Genomic DNA, 15933 nt, shown 5'->3' on the forward strand with positions numbered 1-15933 from the left:
GCTCTCGCGGAGGCGAGTGTCGAGGCGTCGCGTTCGGCCGGCGCAGCGGCCGCAGACCCGCGGACAGATACGTGCACAGCAGGGTGCGTCAGGAGTCGGCGACCGCCGGCTCACGTTGTCAGGGATCGTCGCGGCGACGAACCGATTCAGACCGCGCCGGGGACGGTGAGATCCTCATTCGCTGCGGACGCCAACGGCATGATCACCTCGGTGATCGGATCGCCCGGTTGGTCCGGTGCCGTCAGATAGATGTTGCGGTTGCGTTCGGATACCGGCCCCGACCGGCCACCGGGAGCCAGGGCCAGCCCGTGTTCCCGCGCGAATTCGGCGATACGCGCATGCGCCTCGCTGATGAGTGAATATGGTCCGACGAGGCGTGCGACGACCGCCTCGTGTGCGGCGATCTCGACGATCTCCAGCGGGGCGGCCACGCCGGCACCCGGCGCGACCGGCACGAACACCGATTCGTCGACGTCGGCTTCCCGAAACTCACCGTCGTGCTCGATCACGCCGCCGGGCCCGATCGGGATGACGCCCTGCCGCTGGAGTTCGGGCATGAACCGCGCCCACAATTCCCCTTCGTCCTCGTACCGCGCAACGGTGCCCCGCAGCGCAACCAGGGTGCGGGCCGGTTGAGCCACGCGCGAAACGGTGATGGCGTCCATGAGTGTTCCTTCCGTAGTGATCAGTTGTTCGATGAGATAGACGCGGCCCTGGGCCTCGACCGCCTGCTGCGTGAGGATGTCCCGCTGCAACTCGAGCGCCTGCCGGTAGGCGTCGCGGTCACGGGCGGAGAGCACCGCGGCGATCCCGGACACCGTGAACCCCACATCGCGAAGCCTGCGGATGCGCTGCGCCAAGTCCAGTTGGGCGAGTCGATAGCGGCGGTAGCCGGTGACCGGATCGACGATGGCCGGTGTGAGGAGCCCACGCTCGTCGTAGTGCCGCAACATCCGAACGCTGATGCGGCACTGGGAGGAGAACTCGCCGATGGTGAGCAACGGGGTGTCGGTCATGGCACAAGCCTGCCGCCTCACATCGTGTGAGGGTCAAATCCCGGTTCTGTACCGGCGTGCCGTCCCGCCCCCCGGTCCGGATACCGTGTCCGGTATGGCCGTGGAGACCATCGAACGCGACGGGGTCGTCGCCGACGTGCACACACCGACCGGACCGCCGCGCGGGGTCGCCGTGCTCGCTCACGGCGCGGGCGGAAACCGGCACACCGCGATCATGCGGGCGCTCGCCGAGGAACTCACCGGACGCGGGCTCCTCGTCGCGCGTATCGACCTGCCCTACCGGCAGCGCCGCCCGAAAGGACCGCCCAGCCCCTCCACCGCGGCCGCCGACCGCGACGGTATCCGGACGGCGTGCTCACTGTTCCGCGGCGACGGTCCGCTCATCGTCGGCGGACACTCCTACGGGGGCCGACAGGCCTCGATGCTGGTCGCCGAGGAACCGGGGTTGGCCGACGGACTGTTGCTGACCTCCTATCCGCTGCATCCTCCCGGCAAACCGGATCGTCTGCGGACCGACCACCTCCCCCAGATCCGCATCCCGACCGTCGTCGTGCACGGCACCTCCGATCCATTCGCCACCTCCGACGAACTCACCGCCGCAATCGAACTCATCGACGCCCCGACTCGGCTGGTGGAACTCGAGAAGACCGGTCACGACCTCCGCCCCGACCGCCGCCCCACCGCGGCACTGACCGCCGACGCCGTCGAAGAGCTACTCCTGAAAGAGGATTCACGTTGAGAAGGCCACCGCCCGGGCGCCCCACCAACGACCTGGCCCGCCACATCGAGTACTCCCCCGACCTGGACGGGAACGCCGATCCCGGCGAGATCGTCTGGACGTGGGTCGAGTTCGAGGACGACCCGACCCAGGGCAAGGACCGGCCGGTACTCGTCGTTGGCCGCGACCGTGCCGCCGACGACCCAGATACGGTGCTGGGACTCATGTTGTCCAGTAAGGACTATCACCGCGACGATCCGGACTGGGTACCGATCGGCGCCGGCGCGTGGGACGCCGAGCACCGCGAAAGTTTCGTCCGACTGGACCGAATACTGGAACTCAACGACGACGGCATCCGCCGGGAGGGCGCAGTCATGGGCCGCGCACAGTTCGATTCCGTTGCCGCACAGCTGCGCACCCGTTTCGGCTGGAAGTGATCGACGCCCAGACATGAACGCGGGCACGACCCGGAGGTCGCGCCCGCGTTTGAGTGGTTGCCGGTCAGCCCCGTCGCGGCGAGACCACGGTCAGCCTGGAGCTCTGGAACTCGGTCGCGAAGGCCGCGCCGGTCTTCGGGTCTACCGCGATCGTATGCGGCCGAGCCCGTGTCTTGAGTGTCGCGATGACCTTGTTCGAGGCCAGGTCGACCACCGAGATCGTCCGCTTGAAAAGGTTCGCGGTGTAGGCCAGGCGTCGCTTCTCGTCGATCGCGACATTCACCGGCGTCGACTTGGTCTGGATTCGGCCGACCACGTTCAGCGAGTCCGGGTCGATCACCGCAATCTCACCGGTCACAAAGCTGGCCAGGTAGATTCGCCCGGTGGTCGGGTCGACGCTCGGCCGCGAGTTCGGTGCAGTGGCAATCTTCTTGACGACCCGGTTGGTCCGGGTGTCGACAACGGTCAGGAAGTTGATCTTCTTGGCCTCGTAGTCGGCGTTGCCGACATAAGCGCGGTGCCGCTCGGAATCGACGGCGACCATGGTCGGCTTGTAGACGCCGTTGATGGTGGTGATCTCCCGGCGCGTGGCGGTGTCCACCACAACGATCTGATTGCTGTCCCAGCTGCCGATGTAGGCGCGGCCGAGGTCGGTGTCGACCGCGACCCCCATCGCATGTTTGAGCGGATCGCGTCCGACGGCGAGGTCGGAGCGCTTCGCAGCCCGGGCCGACATGTCCACCACGGCGGCCTGTTCGCCACGCGCAGTGGTGGTGATGACCAGTCCGCGCTTGGTATCGAGCGCAACCCCGTTGGGCGTGTGTGGCACCGGGATGGTGAGCGGCCCGTACTTCATCGGAGCCAGCGGCAGCCCCGTGTAGTCGATCGCACGGAGCACCCGGCGGGAGTCGACATCGAGGACCGACACCTTCGGCATCAGCACATGCGGGTATGGCAGGACGTAGTCGATCACGTCGTAGCGCTGGAAGTAGTCGTCGCCGTCGGCGACGAAGATCTTGCGCCGAACCGGGTCGATCGCCAGTTCTGCACCCTCGTTCACACCCGCCGCGATCGACGAGAGACCAAAGCGCCAGTCAGTGCCGGCGGCCGGTTCGGCCGACGCAGGAGCGCCCACGACGGTGGCCATGGGCAGCGAGAGTCCGATGATGACGCCGACGGCAGCCGCCGCGCGTCGGAGAGGTGTGGTTGCAGTCAGGCGCATTGGCCGAGACTAGCAAGACGCACTTAGTAAAGCCTAACCAACCTCAATAAACGGACATTTCCGCCAAAACGCTCAGGCCAGGCGGGTGATCTCCACGACCACATCGAGATCGGTGGCACCGCCGCCGGTGTAGATCCCCTTCAACGGGGACACGTCGGCATAGTCTCGGCCGATCCCCACCGAAACATGCTGTTCGGTGATCGGGGTGTCATTGGTCGGGTCATATCCCCACCAGCCGCCGGTCCACGCCTCGATCCAGGCGTGACTCTGCCCCTCCACCGTCTTGTCGATGGCCGCGTCCGGCTTCGGATGCAGATATCCCGACACATAGCGGGACGGAATCCCCAGACTCCGCAACATCAACAGGGTCAGATGCGCATAGTCCTGGCAGACCCCCTTGCGCTCATTCCAGGCATCGACCGCGGTCGTATGCACCCCGGTGGTTCCGGGCACGTACTCCATCTCGGCGTGCACATGTTTGCAGACGACCTCCACCGCCTCCTCTGGCGTGAGCCCCTTCACCAGACGCTTGGCCGCGGCGCCGAGCGCACGATTCTTCGGCACATACCTGGTGAAGAACAGCATCTCGTCATAGCGATCGGCGATGGCCTCGCTGCGGACGTCATCCCAGCCCACCTGTTGGTCGGGGCCCGGCCGTTCGCCGGCCTCGGTCTCCACCACCGAACTGCCCGACACCTCGAGTTCCTCATGGGGCGCATGGAGATCGAAGGCGGTGACGGCGGTGCCCCAGTAATCGGTGTACCGGTAAGCCCTGGTTGCCGGCACCGTCTCCACCCGGTTGACGATGACGTTCTGCCGCGCGTCGCTACGCGGAGTCAGCCGCGCCTCGTTGTAGGACGAGGTGACCGCACTCTTGTACGCGAATCCGGTGGAATGGACGACGCGCAAACGCCAGCTCACAGCTCACTCTCCTCAAGAACATTTCCGTCACTGACCCGGGCGTCGGCCCAGGACACATACGGCGACACACTGAAGTACTGGGCGGTCACCGCCTCGTTGACCGCCCGGCAACTGTCCTGGAGATCGACCAGCCGGTCGGGCAGATCGTCGAGTAGCTTGCCGGGTTCGAGGAACTCCAGCGAACTCCGCGCGCGCCCCAGTAGCAATTGCGCACGTGCTTGTGCGCCAACGCGACTCGACCCTTTCTCCAGCAGCGACAGGTTCTGTTCGGCCACGCTGAGCGCTGCGAATACCGACCGCGGAAAAAGGCGGTCGAGCAGCATGAACTCCACGATGTTCTCCGCGTCGAGTGCCCCCCGGTAGGTGCGCAAGTAGGTGTCGTGAGCACCCGCGGACACCAGCACGTTGACCCACGCGGGCGAACTGGCCCGATCACCGGCGCGGGCCAGCAGCATGCGGATCGTCATGTCGACACGTTCGACCGACCGCCCCAGCAGCAGGTACCGGTAACCGTCGTCGTGGCTGAGGGTGGCGTCGGCGAGGCCGGCGAACATCGCCGCCCGGTTCTTCACGTAGGAGAGAAACTCATGCGGCCCCAATCGCCGTGACCGTCGCTCGGCGGTCTCCAGCCCGTTGAATGTCGCATTGAGGCATTCCCATAGCTCACTGGAGATGACCTCCCTTGCGCCACGGGCATTCTCCCGCGCCGACCGCACCAGGTCGACGATCGAGCCGACCGCCTCCTTGTCGAAGGCGACACGATCGGTCAACGACCACACATCGAGCGGCTCGTCGGTGTCGGGCGCCGGCAGGCCGAGGACCTGCACCACCAACCGGGCCTGACGATCGACGTCGACGGTGGTGTCCTCCAGCAGATCCTGAATGGCCACGTCGAGAATCCGGGCGATGTCGTCGGCGCGCTCCACGTAGCGACCGATCCAGTACAGCGATTCGGCGTTGCGTGCCAGCATCATTGCGAGCCACCCCCCTGCTGTTGTTGCTGCTGCTGGGTCTGCGTGTGCACCTGGTCGGGTGCGCTCTCGGCCGGCCGGGCCGCAGCGACGCCGCTGGCCGAGACCACCTTCGCGCCGGACAGTTCGCGCTCACCCTCGGAGGTTCGTGACGCGAGCACCCAGGTGTCCTTGGATCCGCCGCCCTGACTGGAGTTGACCACCAGGGATCCCTCGGGCAGCGCCACCCGGGTCAGTCCGCCGGGCAGCACGAACACCGACTCGCCGTCATTGACCGCGAACGGCCGCAGATCGACGTGCCGAGGACGAAGCTCGTCGCCGATCTTGGTGGGCACCGTCGACAGTTGTACCACCGGCTGGGCGATCCATCCGCGCGGATCGTTGCGCACCTTGCGTGCGAGAGTGTCGAGTTCGGCCTTGGTGGCGTCGGGGCCGAAGACGATGCCGTATCCACCCGAACCCTCGACCGGTTTGACGACAAGTTCGTCGATCCGGTCGAGCACTTCCTCACGTTCCTGGTCCAACCAGCACCGCAGGGTGTCGACGTTCTGCAGGCTGGGCTTCTCGCCGAGGTAGTACTCGATGATCTCGGGCACATAGGTGTAGATCAGCTTGTCGTCGCCGATGCCGTTGCCGACGGCGCTGGAGATCACGACGTTGCCGGCGCGGGCCGCGTTGAGCAGACCCGCGACGCCCAGCATCGAATCCGGACGGAACTGCATCGGATCGAGGAAGTCGTCGTCGATGCGCCGATAGATGACGTCGACGCGCTGCTCACCTTCGGTGGTCCGCATGTACACCACGTTGTCGCGACAGAACAGGTCGCGCCCCTCGACGAGTTCGACACCCATCTGGCGGGCAAGCAGTGAATGTTCGAAATATGCGGAGTTGGCCACGCCCGGGGTGAGCACCACGACGGTCGGATCGGCCTCGTTGAACGCCGCCGACTTGCGCAGAGCGCGCAGCAGATGACTCGGGTAGTCCGCGACGGCCCGCACCCGATGCGACGAGAACAGGTCGGGGAATACGCGCGCCATCGCCCGCCGGTTCTCCAGCACATAGGACACACCAGACGGCGACCGCAGGTTGTCCTCCAGCACCCGGAAGTCGCCGTTCTCGTCCCTGATCAGGTCGATACCGGCGACATGGATGCGAACCCCGTTGGGCGGCTTGATATTTGCCGCCTGCCGGTGGAAATGCTCACAGGAGTGGACCAGCCGCTTCGGCAGGACACCATCGCGCAGGATCTCCTGCTCGCCGTAGATGTCATCGAGGAAGAGTTCCAGGGCCTGCACGCGCTGCGTGATACCCGCCTCGAGTTTGTTCCACTCCGACGCCGAAATCACCCGTGGCACAGCATCCAACGGGAATGGGCGCTCCTTACCCGACAGCGAGAAGGTGATGCCCTGATCCAGGTAGGCGCGGCCGAGCGCCTCCATCCGGTTCTCCAGATCGGCCCGGTCCTGGTCGCCCAGCGCCTTGCGGATACCGCGATAGGGAGCGCGCACCTCGCCAGACGCGTCGAACATCTCGTCGTAGGCGGCGCCGTACGGCCCCTTGGTGTAACCGGCGAAAATCCCTGTCGGAGCGGACTTTACCGGCGAGGTAGCAGACCTCGAACGAGTCGGGCGGCCACCATTTTCCGACGCCGTGGGCTTCGCGGACTTCGCCTTGGCCGGGACTTTGCTCGCCGCCTTCGGGGCAGCAGTCGCGGTTGCCGGTTTGGCCGTCGAGGACTTGCGCACCGCCTTTTTGGGGGCCGCACTGGTGGAAGCGGGACTCATAACCGACCATGTTGCTACAAAATGTTCGATTCGGCAGGTCGTCCCCCGACGCCGCCGAACGTCGACGACGACCGGGCAGGTCAGAGCGCTCGTCGCGCACCGATCAGACGACGCCGGAGTCGGCGCACCACATTCATCCCCCGCGTCTGCCACCCTGGACCGACCCTGGGCATCGGGGCGGCCAGTACCATCGCCGCCATCGTGTCGAGAGCAACATCCAAGACCTCTTCGGTGGTGGGTCCCGCCGACACCGATCCTGCAGGCGACACCGTCAGGTCATCGAGGCTGCCGGCCACGGAATAGCCTGCCGATCGCACCGACGCCACCATCCGATCGGCCTGACCCGACACCCACTCGGACTGGGCCGGTGTGACCCCCTGCGCCCGTCCGCCGGGCGCCTCGAACAGGATCTCGCCGATCAGTTGCCCCTTGATGACGCGTTCATACCGCTGCCATTCGATGTCGTCGGGCTGCAACCGGGTGTTGAGCCCACGCAGAAACTCGGTCTGCGCCGCCGAGAGCGAACTGTTCAGACTGGGCACCGGGATGGTCAGCGCCTGCGGGTCGACACCCATGACGCTCAAGAAGCGATCCCACAGCGAGTCCCCGTCATCACCCGCACCCCGGATCGGGACGGTGACCAGATGGACGTGCTCCGGCCCGACGGCCCGCGCCCAGCGGTCGAGGATGCCGACATAATTCTGGAACTCCCAGAAGGGCTCCTCGTCGCCACGCTCGGCCATCGGCGCATCGGCCGCACCAGCGCGCGCGTCGGCGATCGCGTCGGGCGTGTGCGCCCGCACCGACGTCACGAAGTCCGCAAAGCTCGCACGCCGCTGATTCTTGACGTTCTCCTGCCACACCGACGGTAGCTGTCGGCCCAGGTCACGCACCGTCGCGATCACATGCACCTCGTCGGCGAAGGACAGGTCGTCCATCAACACGGCGATCTGTTCGGAGGTCGCAGTGCTGTAGAGCTCGTGCGACAACAGCGACGTCTGTGGCCACGCCTTGATCTGGCCGAGGAGTTTGGGCCACGTTCCGGCGAAGGCCGGGTCGACCCAGTCCAGATAGCGCCCCGGTTGGAGATGGACGGCCGCGTGGAAATGGTCCGAGATCACGTTACCGGGATAGAGCAGCCCCGAGGACCCCAGCGCCAGATCACGGTTGCGCCAGAGCCGATCCTGCAGATGGGTGGTCCCGGTTTTGGGCAGGCCGATGTGCACGAAGACGACAGACATGGTGTCATCGAGCGTAAGACATCGGCGCACGCTGATTCTTATTCCTCGCTCGCGAACGCCCGGGATTTTGGGCCACCGGCGCCCGACTGGTAATGTTGTCCGCTGTTGCAGTTACGACGTGGCACCGCCATGACGCCGACTGCCAGGCGCGAGCCGGACCCATCGGTCCGCCGCCCACCCAGACAAACCGAACTATCCGCATTTACCAGAGGAAACACGCGTGGCAAACATCAAGTCCCAGGTCAAGCGCATTCGCACCAACGAGGCTGCTCGCCTGCGCAACCAGTCGGTCAAGTCGGCTCTGCGCACCGCGATCCGCAACTTCCGCGAGGCCGTCGAGTCCGGCGACAAGGACAAGGCCGCCGAACTGGGCAAGTTCGCCAGCCGCAAGCTCGACAAGGCTGCCAGCAAGGGCGTCATCCACGCCAATCAGGCTGCCAACAAGAAGTCGGCCATCGCGCTGACCGTCAACAAGCTCTGAGCTGACAGTCCGCCACGGCTACGGCCGTGACCTGCTCCTCGTTCTTTCATAGCTTTACGCGATTCACCCCGACGATATCCACGCGGTCGTCGGGGTGAATCGCGTTGTCGTCCTCGGGTCTCTGGCTACCGCCAGCGTGGCCCATCAGCGTCGCGACGGTCAGTCGGCATAGATCAGCGCCGACGCGCGCCCGGCCGCAGATCGGCGACCGCCCCAACCGCGTATTCGAGGGCATAGTCGGCGTCGGCCGCCTGCCCCTTCACATCACCGTTGAGCTTTGCGACGACCCCGACGGCCTTGGCCACCGATTCCGAATCCCAGGCACGTGCCTGGGACTGCACGGTTTTGACCCGGAAGGGCGCCATCCCCAGCTTCGACGCCAACGCGAAGTGATCCCCCTGCCCCATCGGCCGCACGCGGGCGATCGCATGGACGGCCTCGGCGAGTGCGTCGGCCAGGAGAACCCGCGGCACCCCATGGTGCAGGGCCCACGCGAGACTCTCCATCGCTCCCGCACGGTCACCGTTGACGGCGAACTCGGCCACCTCCCAGCCGGTCACCTCCGACCGGCCCTGGTAGTACAGGGCCACCGTGTCGCGATCTACCTTTCCGCCGGTGTCGGCGACCAGTTGGGTGCACGCCGCAGCGAGCTCCCGCAATTCCGACCCGACGCTCTCCACCAGCAACTCGACAACCTCGGCGTTCACTTTCACCTTGAGCCTGCGGAACTCGTTGCGCACGAAATCCATCCGCTCCCGCGGATACCGCGGTGCAGCCGTGTCATGTTCGGTCGCGCCGGCCTTCTGGAGAGCGGGCACCATCGACTTGGCCCGTCCGCCGCCGGTGTGCACGACCATCAGGGTGATGCCCTCGGGCAGCGCCGCAGCTGTGGAGGCGATCAGTGCCGCCGGCTCCTTCCCCGCTTCCGCCGCCGATTCGACGACGACGATCCGCTCCTCGGCGAACAGCGAGGGACTGAGCAATTCGGCTAGCTCATGCTCGCTGACGTCGCCTGCCCGAACCCGCGTCACCGGAACCGGAGTACCCGCCGCCGCCGACTGCTCGGCTGCGGTCGCGGAGATGACGCGGCCGGTCAGGAAATCGTCGTCGCCGAGGAGAAGATGCAGGCGTTCGGTCACGCCGTTCATCGTGCCAGAACAGGCCGACAGCGCCGCGATCGCCGTCACCGGACCGGTTCACCGCAATGCCCGACCGTGATCTCGGCTGCACCGCCAAACGTTCGTCGCCACCGAATGACACACTCTGTATTGTCAAGAATTGTGACGATCGAGAATTCGCGGTTGCCATCGGCCCCGTCGCCGATCACAAGTGGCACCGCCGGCCTGATGGCGATCCTGCGCGATCCCGCCTGCGTCATCGACGACACCGGTCTCATCCTCGACGCCAATGCCGCCTGGTGGCATACCCTCGATCACTCCGGCACGGCGACGCACTGGGCGACGACGGTGGCGGTCGCCGACCGTGACCTGGTCGTCGGCGAGCTGCTGGTGGCGCAATCGTCGGCGCAGCGCGTAGACCTCGAATGCCGACTGGTCTGCGCCGATCACCGACCGCGCTGGTTCCGGGTGAGCATATACCCCGTCGACGACCAGGGGCCCGATATCCAGTGGCTGTGCACCGCGACCGACATCGATGAGCTCAAGACCAATCATGCGCGCATCGCTGAGCGATCGTCGATGCAAACCGACATGCTCGACGTGAGCGTTGACTGCATCAAGATGATCGCCCTCGACGGCACGCTCATCCACATGAATCGGGCCGGGTGCCTCGCGCTGGGCGTACCCGAAGGTGTCGGCTTCGGTCAGGAGTGGTTGCCGTTGCTCCCCGGCGACGTCCGTGCCGAGGGCGAGCAGGCCTTGCAGGCAGCACGGACCGGACAGATCGGCAGATTTGCCGGACGCAGTGAATTGCCCGGTGGCCGGCCGCAGTACTGGGACAACACCCTCACCCCGGTTCCTGGTCCCGATGGTGCGACCGCCCGAATCCTCTGCGTGTCACGCGAGGTGACCGCCGAACGCGAAGCTCAGAATTCCTTGCGCGCCAACCAGGAACGGCTCGCACTCGCGACCCATGTCGGAGGCCTCGGCATCTGGGACTACGACGTCACCGAGGACCGTCTGCATTGCGACGACACCTGGTACCAGATCATGGGGCGCGACCCGGACCAGCCGATCGGTTCGATCGCCGGCTTCCGCTCGTTCATCCACCCCGACGACGTCGATGCGGCCACCGAGGTCACCCACACGGCAGCCGAACTACTCACGGCCGGTGCCGACTACGCCGCCGAGTTCCGCATCATTCGCCCGACCGGCGAGATCCGTTGGGTGCGTTCTGCCGCCGCCCTGCAGCGTGACGCCGACGCGGTCCGCGCGGTCGGTTTCGTCGTCGACGCCACCGAGGAGGTGCTCGCCGCCCAAACCCTGCTGGCGGAGAAGGTCGCCCTGGAGAAGGAGAAGGAGTCACTGGCGCGGCAGAGTCTGGAGGATGCACTGACCGGGATCGCCAACCGGCGCAGGCTCGACCACGAGTTGGCCGAACTTCGCCGGGACCGAACGCGGTCGGCCCAACCGGTCTGTGTCGGCCTGATCGATGTCGACTCGTTCAAGGCCTACAACGATCGGTACGGCCACCTCGCCGGGGACACCGCCCTGCGTCGCGTCGCAACCGCACTCCGGGCGGCCGCCCGCGACGGCGACCTCGTCGCACGCTACGGCGGTGAGGAATTCGCGTTCGTAGTCGTCGGGACGCGTGATCCGCAGCCGATACTCGACCGCTTCATGGCTGCGGTTGCGACTCTCGGAATCGAGAACGCCGACACCCCGACCGGTCTCCTGACCATCAGTGTCGGTTGTGTGGTGACCACGACGTTCGCGCAGCAATCGGCGACCACATTGCTCGAACTCGGCGACGAAGCGCTCTACGAAGCCAAGGAATCCGGCCGCAACCGGTATGTCGTATATCCGGCTGATTCCCGATCAAGGTGAATCCTGCTGCGCGACAACCTGTTCAGGTCAGCCGCTGACCGGACCCAGGTAGGCCTTCACGTTACCCAGGATCACCTCGGCCAGCGTCCGCACGTGTTCGCGGGAACGCCAGGTCTGCGACTGGGCGCACAGGAACACTGTGTTGATCGGCGCCTCCTCGGAATCGAGCAACTTGACCAGGGTCCCGTCGGCGACCTCACGATGGATCAGATAGCTGGGTAGGACGCTGATTCCCAGCCCGGCGACCACCGCCGCCTTCACCGACAGCAGATCGGGTACGACGATCTTCGCGTCGAAGATCGGATCGGCCCCGAGCATCGTGTTCCAGTAGCGGCGCACGATCGCCAGATCGCGGTTGTAGGACACGAATGGCAGCTTCGACAGCTGCGACACCGACGCCCCGTCCCGCGCCATCGACGGAACGCCGACCAGCCAGAACTCCTCGTCGGCCAGCGGCCAGGCCTGGACTTCCAGCCCGTGCGGACGCACCGTGGAGATCGCCAGATCGAGTTTGCCGCTGTGCACGTCGTCGAGCATCATCCCGGACGGTCCGATGGAGAACTCGATGCGGGGTAGCGCCTCGGCCACCGACGCGAGGGCCGGGATCACGCAACTGCCGATGAATTCATGCGGTCCACCGACGGTGACCACCCGGCTACCGGTACTGCTGACCACCTCACCCACGAGGAACCGTTCGATGCGGTCGACGTGATCGGCCAGGGTGGCCGCGGTCTCGTGGGCGAAGGCGGTCGGCGCGGCACCGTGGCCACCACGGCGGAACAGCTCGCGTCCGAACCACTGTTCGAGGGAACCGATGTGATTGGTCACGGTCGGCTGTGACAGGCCCATCTGGCGCGCCGCATCGCTGAAGGAACCCGCCTTGTAGACGGCGAAGAAGGTCCGCAATTGATCGAGCGGAGGCTGTCGGCTGTTGGACACCCGATCATGGTGCCAGCCAATCGACCGCCGATATGCCCGACGGATAAATCTGTGATAGCCGCTCCCACATTCTCCGATTGCGGGTCTTGACATAGCAACCTCACCTGCGCCGACTCCGGTTCGCGGTACGGCGATACTGCCGCCGGACCACCCACGGTTACCGAGATCACTGCGGCCGACGCCCATCGGCGACGGGTACCGAACTGCCTGCGGATCGGCAAGTGCGTCGGGCTGGGGCTTGAGGCCCGGTTTGAGTTGTCCGAGCGGCGTGGTCGAGTTCGGCTCAGTCCGAAGCAATCGGGGCCACGGCACTACCGATGACCGGCCGCAGGGGGCCGAGGGCGCGATCGATAGGCGCTGGGCGAACTTCCGGTCCATCGAGTGAACGATCTGCTGAACGCCTCCGAGCTGGCGTAGCCGAGGCGAGCCGCTGTTTCTTTGACAGTCAGATCGAGAACACCGAGCATATCGATCGCCAACGTAGCGCGGGTCTCCTCTTGGAGAGTGCGGAAGTTGGTTCCCTCCTCGGCCAGTCGTCGGGCCAGCGTGCGGCGGTCCATGTTCAGCCGATCCGCAATCTCGCTCGCGGTGGGCGCGTCGCGGATCTCGTGCAACAGTATTGCGCGGATTCTGGTGGCGAGCCGACCGCGATCGAGTCGATTCTGTAAGAGGTCAAGGCATTGCTGCTCACACAGGGCAGCGGTCGCCGGATCCGGCATCGCCATCGGTTCGGCAAGAAGGTCGAGTGGAAACGTCAGTTCGGTGGCCGGACGGTCAGCGATGATTCGGAACTGCTGCATCGGATCGTGCGCGAGGTCGGCGAGCATCGCAGTCATGCCGTCGACCAATTTGGCCGCACGGTCACCAGGCAGCGCCAGCTCGAGGCGTGAATCGCCAAGACGATCGACCAGTTGGGGGCTCAGACACCGCAATACGATCACGCCGAAGATGATCGCGATGTCACGCTCGAGCAGAAAGTCGCGGACATCGGCGGGAAGGTGCTTGTGCTGGAACGCTATCCGCGCTGACGTCTGAGTGAAGCCAGCGGTGATGTCGATGAACCGATTGCCGATCTGCAAGGTTCGTAATGCGACTTGGAGGGCTTCGCCCGCGGTGGGGCTGCTGAGCATCGCGAAGCCCAGTAAGCCCCAGTTGGCCAGCGTGAACCGCATCGCGACCTCGGTGCCGAGACCCGGTCGGTCACCGAGTGCTTGCACCAGATTCTGGGCGACCGAGAGCTCTTGGACGGCTTCCACTTCGAGGTCGTCGTCCTCCAGATCTGCGAGAAGGAGCCCGGTCGAGGCGAGGAGGCGACGCTCTGCGATCCCATGGTCGATCCCGACCTGGACCATGTGTTGGATTCCGACGACGCCACGACGAACGTCCCACGACCGGTTCTCCACCGTGCCGAAAATATCACGGTTCTGTCCCATCAGGTCATTCCGGCCATCGCAGGCCGCTCATAGGGTGTCGTGAGGCCGCCCAGTAGTTGGTGCGGTTCGCCTCTCATGCTTCGACGCGGTCCGTCCGCCAGAGTAGAAGAAGGGTCATAACCCGATGCGTTCCATAGTGATTCGATGGCTAGGACTCGTGGCGTTGTGTTTTGCTGAGTTGCTGGTGTTCCTGGACAACACCATCGTCAATATCGCACTGCCCAGGATGGCAACGGAATTGAATGCCGGCACCTCTGGTCTACAGATGGTGGTGGACGTGTACACGCTCGTGTTCGCCGGCATGCTGCTGACCGGCGGGTATCTGGGTGATCGCTTCGGACGCAAGACCGTGCTCCTGATCGGTATTGCCGGCTTCGCGGTGGTGTCCGCACTTGCGGCGATATCGAAGGACCTGGGGCAACTGATCCTTGCCCGAGGGGTCCTCGGACTCTTCGCCGCTCTCGTGTTCCCGGCCACCTTGGCCCTGGTGGTGATTCTGTTCGACGACCTGCGCGAACGCTCGCTGGCAGTAGCGATCTGGGCCGCGGTTGCCGGAATCGCCGCTGCGCTCGGCCCGGTGGTGGGCGGCTGGCTTCTCGAACATTACTCGTGGAGTTCGATCTTCTGGATCAATGTTCCCGCGGGTGCGATCGCCCTGGTCGCTGTTGCGGCATTTGTGCCAGCCAGCAGGAATCCAGACACTGGTCCTTTCGATCTCGGTGGCATGGTGCTGTCGATGGCCGGTGTCTCGATCGTCGTCTACAGCGTCATCGAGGCCCCGAACCACGGGTGGCTGACCACCCGCACGATCGGTGGGATCGCGCTCGGCGCGGCCGTGATCGCGGCTTACATCGTCTGGGAGAAGCGGTTCTCTGCACCATTGTTCGACATCCGCCTCTTCCGTGACCGCAACTTCGCTGCGGCTGCGCTACTTCTGACATTCGGCATGTTCGCCCTCATGGGGTTCGTTTTCCTGATGACTCAGTACTTCCAAGGCGTCAAAGAGTTCTCGCCCTTGGAGACCGGCATGCGACAACTGCCATTTGCCTTCGCGATCATGATTTTTGCCGGACCTAGTATGTGGCTGGGTTCAAAGATTGGCGGGGGCCGTACCGCCCTTCTGGGTACGTTGCTCATGGCCGTGGCCTTCTGGCTCACCATCCGGTATGACGACATCACGTCGTACTGGAGCGTGATCGCGCCCGTTATGGTCATCTTGGCCTTGGGGGCGACGCTGGTTGGCGGACCTGCGACGTTGATGGTGCTCAATGAGCTGTCAACAGGGCAGGTCGGTGCGGGATCAGCGGTCAATGACACTAGTCGCGAACTCGGCGGGACGCTGGGAGTGGCAGTCCTCGGCTCGATACTCGCCTCGGTCTACTCCTCGAAGATCGCTACCGATCTGGCCGGCATCCCCATGCCCGAGCAGCTACACGACGCCGCGACCAGCTCCATGCTGGCGGGGGTCGAGGCGTCCCACTACCTGCCAGCTCCGTTCGACGTCCAATTCGGCAATCTCGTCAAAGGCGCCTTCCTCGAGGGCTTTCACCTGGCCTCCCTGGCCGCCGGTGGTGTTGCGGTGGCGGCCGCTGTCGCAGGCTGGCTGATGCTCAGGTCCAGTCCACGCCCGAGTGTCGGCGCCGAGGATCCCACGGACCTGTCGGAACCAGAGCCGTCGGCCCCGGTGAGCTGAAGACTGCCTCCGGCGCACCGGCTCCGGAGGTCAACCGAGAACCACGATCGGCTCACCGCCGATCGTGGTTTT

15 protein-coding genes are annotated in these 15933 nt (G+C 65.5%); 6 read left to right on the forward strand and 9 right to left on the reverse strand.

All coding sequences use genetic code 11. The features are described 5' to 3' along the window. Positions 1-146 precede the first annotated feature (146 nt). On the reverse strand, positions 147-1016 hold the full coding sequence (locus tag QSJ18_RS02120) for a MerR family transcriptional regulator (protein WP_286324558.1): 870 nt from the start codon (positions 1014-1016) through the stop codon (positions 147-149). A gap of 94 nt (positions 1017-1110) precedes the next feature. On the opposite strand from QSJ18_RS02120, the gene QSJ18_RS02125 reads away from it, so the two are divergent. Together QSJ18_RS02125 and QSJ18_RS02130 are read left to right on the forward strand one after the other, a co-directional pair. Beyond that, positions 1111-1755 carry an alpha/beta hydrolase family protein gene (locus QSJ18_RS02125; protein ID WP_286324560.1) on the forward strand — a complete coding sequence of 215 codons (645 nt, stop codon included), beginning with the start codon at positions 1111-1113 and terminating at the stop codon, positions 1753-1755. Beyond that, on the forward strand, positions 1752-2171 hold the full coding sequence (locus QSJ18_RS02130) for a type II toxin-antitoxin system PemK/MazF family toxin (protein WP_286324561.1): 420 nt from the start codon (positions 1752-1754) through the stop codon (positions 2169-2171). Before QSJ18_RS02125 ends, QSJ18_RS02130 begins: the two co-directional genes overlap by 4 nt. A gap of 64 nt (positions 2172-2235) precedes the next feature. Here QSJ18_RS02130 and QSJ18_RS02135 read toward each other — a convergent pair whose 3' ends face one another. The 5 genes from QSJ18_RS02135 to QSJ18_RS02155 form a co-directional block, all read right to left on the reverse strand. Next, positions 2236-3393 carry a YncE family protein gene (locus QSJ18_RS02135; protein WP_286324562.1) on the reverse strand — a complete coding sequence of 386 codons (1158 nt, stop codon included), beginning with the start codon at positions 3391-3393 and terminating at the stop codon, positions 2236-2238. 72 nt (positions 3394-3465) lie between these two features. Continuing rightward, on the reverse strand, positions 3466-4314 hold the full coding sequence (locus QSJ18_RS02140; RefSeq protein ID WP_286324563.1) for a transglutaminase family protein: 849 nt from the start codon (positions 4312-4314) through the stop codon (positions 3466-3468). After that, a complete protein-coding gene (locus QSJ18_RS02145) occupies positions 4311-5288 on the reverse strand; it encodes an alpha-E domain-containing protein (protein ID WP_286324564.1) in 978 nt (325 codons plus the stop codon). The genes QSJ18_RS02140 and QSJ18_RS02145 overlap by 4 nt, the downstream gene beginning before the upstream one ends. Beyond that, positions 5285-7069 (reverse strand): circularly permuted type 2 ATP-grasp protein, encoded by a 1785-nt coding sequence (locus tag QSJ18_RS02150; RefSeq protein WP_286324565.1) that lies wholly within the window; start codon positions 7067-7069, stop codon positions 5285-5287. Before QSJ18_RS02150 ends, QSJ18_RS02145 begins: the two co-directional genes overlap by 4 nt. 80 nt (positions 7070-7149) lie before the next feature. Further along, positions 7150-8310, reverse strand: a complete 1161-nt coding sequence (locus tag QSJ18_RS02155; protein ID WP_286324566.1) for a sulfotransferase family protein — start codon at positions 8308-8310, stop codon at positions 7150-7152. Between the two features lie 220 nt (positions 8311-8530). Between QSJ18_RS02155 and rpsT the strand changes: the two genes are divergently transcribed. Continuing rightward, complete coding sequence (rpsT, locus tag QSJ18_RS02160; protein WP_286324567.1) at positions 8531-8791, forward strand: 30S ribosomal protein S20; 261 nt, start codon at positions 8531-8533, stop codon at positions 8789-8791. 173 nt (positions 8792-8964) lie between these two features. Here the strand turns inward: rpsT and holA are convergent, their stop codons facing one another. Further along, complete coding sequence (gene holA / locus QSJ18_RS02165; RefSeq protein WP_286324568.1) at positions 8965-9939, reverse strand: DNA polymerase III subunit delta; 975 nt, start codon at positions 9937-9939, stop codon at positions 8965-8967. A gap of 132 nt (positions 9940-10071) precedes the next feature. On the opposite strand from holA, the gene QSJ18_RS02170 reads away from it, so the two are divergent. Then, complete coding sequence (locus QSJ18_RS02170) at positions 10072-11796, forward strand: sensor domain-containing diguanylate cyclase (protein ID WP_286324569.1); 1725 nt, start codon at positions 10072-10074, stop codon at positions 11794-11796. Positions 11797-11823: 27 nt separating this feature from the next. On the opposite strand, the gene QSJ18_RS02175 is transcribed toward QSJ18_RS02170, so the two are convergent. Both QSJ18_RS02175 and QSJ18_RS02180 read right to left on the reverse strand, forming a co-directional pair. Next, complete coding sequence (locus QSJ18_RS02175; RefSeq protein WP_286324570.1) at positions 11824-12735, reverse strand: LysR family transcriptional regulator; 912 nt, start codon at positions 12733-12735, stop codon at positions 11824-11826. Positions 12736-13046: 311 nt separating this feature from the next. After that, entirely contained in the window at positions 13047-14060 is a 1014-nt protein-coding gene (locus tag QSJ18_RS02180; protein ID WP_286324812.1) for a helix-turn-helix domain-containing protein, read from the reverse strand. Between QSJ18_RS02180 and QSJ18_RS02185 the strand changes: the two genes are divergently transcribed. Then, positions 13947-14201, forward strand: a complete 255-nt coding sequence (locus QSJ18_RS02185; protein WP_286324845.1) for a hypothetical protein — start codon at positions 13947-13949, stop codon at positions 14199-14201. The two genes, QSJ18_RS02180 and QSJ18_RS02185, sit on opposite strands and share 114 nt — an antisense overlap. A 91-nt stretch (positions 14202-14292) precedes the next feature. Continuing rightward, positions 14293-15861 carry an MFS transporter gene (locus QSJ18_RS02190; RefSeq protein WP_286324571.1) on the forward strand — a complete coding sequence of 523 codons (1569 nt, stop codon included), beginning with the start codon at positions 14293-14295 and terminating at the stop codon, positions 15859-15861. Positions 15862-15933: the final 72 nt, after the last annotated feature.

Source organism: Gordonia heveisoli (assembly GCF_030315745.1).
Lineage (GTDB): Bacteria > Actinomycetota > Actinomycetes > Mycobacteriales > Mycobacteriaceae > Gordonia.

What these genes read in the sequence shown, in the direction of transcription:
- QSJ18_RS02150 (WP_286324565.1), bottom strand. Translation starts at nt 7,069, where the DNA reads ATGAGTCCCGCTTCCACCAGTGCGGCCCCCAAAAAGGCGGTGCGCAAG.
- QSJ18_RS02135 (WP_286324562.1), bottom strand. Translation starts at nt 3,393, where the DNA reads ATGCGCCTGACTGCAACCACACCTCTCCGACGCGCGGCGGCTGCCGTC.
- QSJ18_RS02190 (WP_286324571.1), top strand. Translation starts at nt 14,293, where the DNA reads ATGCGTTCCATAGTGATTCGATGGCTAGGACTCGTGGCGTTGTGTTTT.
- holA (WP_286324568.1), bottom strand. Translation starts at nt 9,939, where the DNA reads ATGAACGGCGTGACCGAACGCCTGCATCTTCTCCTCGGCGACGACGAT.
- QSJ18_RS02120 (WP_286324558.1), bottom strand. Translation starts at nt 1,016, where the DNA reads ATGACCGACACCCCGTTGCTCACCATCGGCGAGTTCTCCTCCCAGTGC.
- QSJ18_RS02125 (WP_286324560.1), top strand. Translation starts at nt 1,111, where the DNA reads ATGGCCGTGGAGACCATCGAACGCGACGGGGTCGTCGCCGACGTGCAC.
- QSJ18_RS02145 (WP_286324564.1), bottom strand. Translation starts at nt 5,288, where the DNA reads ATGATGCTGGCACGCAACGCCGAATCGCTGTACTGGATCGGTCGCTAC.
- QSJ18_RS02155 (WP_286324566.1), bottom strand. Translation starts at nt 8,310, where the DNA reads ATGTCTGTCGTCTTCGTGCACATCGGCCTGCCCAAAACCGGGACCACC.